General features: G+C 73.5%; 2 protein-coding genes. One reads left to right on the top strand and one right to left on the bottom strand.

The window, feature by feature from the left end; genetic code table 11:
* Positions 1-590: 590 nt before the first annotated feature.
* A complete protein-coding gene (locus VR44_RS38565) occupies positions 591-1172 on the bottom strand; it encodes a Dps family protein (protein WP_045952347.1) in 582 nt (193 codons plus the stop codon).
* 529 nt (positions 1173-1701) lie between these two features.
* On the opposite strand from VR44_RS38565, the gene VR44_RS38560 reads away from it, so the two are divergent.
* Complete coding sequence (locus VR44_RS38560) at positions 1702-1980, top strand: GlsB/YeaQ/YmgE family stress response membrane protein (protein WP_045952346.1); 279 nt, start codon at positions 1702-1704, stop codon at positions 1978-1980.
* The last annotated feature ends 673 nt before the right edge of the window (positions 1981-2653 follow it).

Below are 2653 nucleotides of genomic sequence, written 5' to 3'. Positions count from 1 at the left end.
TGCAGGCTGTCACCGGCCCGGCCTCCGGCCGAAGCCCTACGGGACGGCTCGGGAGCCGACCCGGGGAGACCCGTCCGGCGCGGCCGCGCGCCGCGCCCTTACGCGGCATTCACCACATGGCGATCCCCGCCCCCCTGCCCTGCTGCGTCGACTCCCTCTCCCCCCAGGGTCAAGTGGACGAAGTCCTCCTCAACGCGTCCCCGGAGTAGATCCTGCAGTCCCTCGAAGCGCTCGACAGCCCGTCCGCCGCCCGAAAGCCTCCACCCCCGGTCGGCCGGCCGGCCGACCGGGGGTGGAGGCTTTCGGGCGGCGGACGGGCTGTCGAGCGCTTCGAGGGACTGCAGGATCTACTCCGGGGACGCGTTGAGGAGGACTTCGTCCACTTGACCCTGGGGGGAGAGGGAGTCGACGCAGCAGGGCAGGGGGGCGGGGATCCGCCATGTGGTGAATGCCGCGTAAGGGCGCGGCGCGCGGCCGCGCCGGACGGGTCTCCCCGGGTCGGCTCCCGAGCCGTCCCGTAGGGCTTCGGCCGGAGGCCGGGCCGGTGACAGCCTGCACGGCCTCCGTACGCCCTCCCTGCGGGGACGTGGTCAGGCGCCCCCGGCCGATGCCCGGGCGGCCTGGCCGGCGGCGTCGCTGAGCGTGTGCGCGCCGGACGTGCTGAGGCGGCCGCTGCCGCTCTCCAGGTGGGCGCGGACGAACCATTGGAACTGCTCCAACTTCGCCAGTTGCCCGATCAGCATGTCCTCCGTCACCGGGTCGATGTCGCCGGCCGTCTTCATGGCGGCCCGGTGGTCCTCGATGACACCGGTGTAGACCAGGTCCAGCGCGCCGAGGTGTGCGACGGCGTCGGCGCGTCCCACTTCGTAGTCGTCCCAGGTGCGCCGCGCGACGAGGGCGCCCGGCGTGCCGATCGGGACCCCGCCGAGGGCGGCCATGCGCTCCGCCGTGGTGTCGGCCATCTCGCGGACGGCGTCCACCTGCGGGTCGAGCATCTCGTGCACGGCGATGAAGTGCGGGCCGACGACGTTCCAGTGGACGTGCTTCAAGGTGAGGGCCAGGTCGTTGAGGGCGTGCAGCCGCGCCTGCAGCACGTCCACGACCCGCTCGGCCTCCATCGGGTCCAGTCCGGGCACGGTGTGCGGTGCGGTGGCCTGCGTGGCGTCGCTCATGGGCGGACTCCTCTCGTCTCTGTCGTTCGATCACTGCGGGCTCCCCGGGCGGTCCGTGCGGTCCCTCCCGGCGCCGTCCCCTCGCCTGCCCCGCCAGACGCGACGCACACCCCCGGATTCGTTCTCCGCAGGCCGTCGGGGCCGTGGGTGGTGGCGTTGGAGACATCGATGAGGCCGGGGTGGCGTTGGGGGTGGCGGCGGACCCGTGCGCTTTGGGACATGGCTGTGCTCCTCTGCGCGTCACCGCCCCCGCGATGGGCCCAGGGGGTACCGGCGCCGAGCCGTGAACTCGATCTGGCAACCCTGGAACGTGCGTTCACGCTGCGGTGGCACGAGTCCCTGGTCGCCCTCGGACCCGCACTCCTGACGGCGCCGTGGTGGCACTCCCACGTCCGTCGGTTCGCGCCCGGCCTTCGAAGCGGTGGCGGACGGTGCCGGCCCGGTGCGTTTGAAATCGCGGTGAGCGCGCACGAGCGAGGGTGACAGCGGCAACGACCGTTACCTCACATCGGATGGGCGGAGGCACATCATGGGCATCATCGCGTGGATCCTCATCGGACTGCTGGCCGGTCTCATCGCCAAGGCCCTCATGCCTGGCAAGGACCCGGGCGGCATCATCGTCACCACCCTCATCGGCATCGCCGGCGGGCTGCTCGGCGGCTGGCTCGGCAAGGTGATCTTCGGCGTCGACTCCATCGACGGCTTCTTCGACCTCTCCACCTGGATCGCCGCGATCGTCGGCTCCGTCATACTGCTGGCCCTCTACCGCCTGCTCACCGGCAACCGCCACTCCCACCGCCACGCCTGACGACGACAGTCCAGGCCACGCGCCGGCGGCCGGTTCCCCCCACGATGGGAGCCGGCCGCCGGCGCATGCACGTAGCCGCTTCGGGCCGGCGGGCCGGGGCGGACCGCTGCCGGTACGCCCGGGGCCTGCCCGGCCGTCGCCGTCAGGCGGTGGCCGGCTTCCTGGTTCGGGTGCCGCCGCCTCTCCGCCTTCTCCCAGTAGCCGCCGCCGCTCAGGCCGGCGCCGATGGCGTCAGGACCGACTTGCCGTCGGGTCCGGTGGCCCCGCGGCCGGTGCGGCGTCCGTCAGTGTCTCCGGGACGCGCTTCTCGCCGACTTCGAGGACGGGGGGCCAGCGGCCGTCTGGGTCGACGCCGCGCACGACCCTAACCGCGACGGACCCTTCGGCGCCGACGGCCGGTGACGCGGTCGCGAGCGGCGGCCCGGCCGAAGCGGGCATCGCGAGCGATGCCGCCATGCCCCCGACCCATCTCCCGGGCCCCGGCCCTGGGCATCCACGGGGCAGGATCAACTGATGGCGACAACCAGGGCGCTGATGCGGCCGACTCCCGGGCCCAGACGTCCGACGTACGCAGGCACCCACCGGCATACACCCGTATGCACCGTGACGGGTGGCGGGCGACGCGGCGCCTGGCCGGCCGTGCCGGTGGCGGTGGGGGTGCGCGGCCCGGAGG

Origin of the sequence: Streptomyces katrae, assembly GCF_000966975.1 — a bacterium.
In the GTDB taxonomy this organism is placed as follows: domain Bacteria; phylum Actinomycetota; class Actinomycetes; order Streptomycetales; family Streptomycetaceae; genus Streptomyces; species Streptomyces katrae.
This window is presented reverse-complemented; position numbering and strand designations above follow the sequence as displayed.

Bases quoted from the DNA above. Each gene is read 5' to 3' on its own strand.
- VR44_RS38560 (WP_045952346.1), top strand. From the start codon at position 1,702: ATGGGCATCATCGCGTGGATCCTCATCGGACTGCTGGCCGGTCTCATC.
- VR44_RS38565 (WP_045952347.1), bottom strand. From the start codon at position 1,172: ATGAGCGACGCCACGCAGGCCACCGCACCGCACACCGTGCCCGGACTG.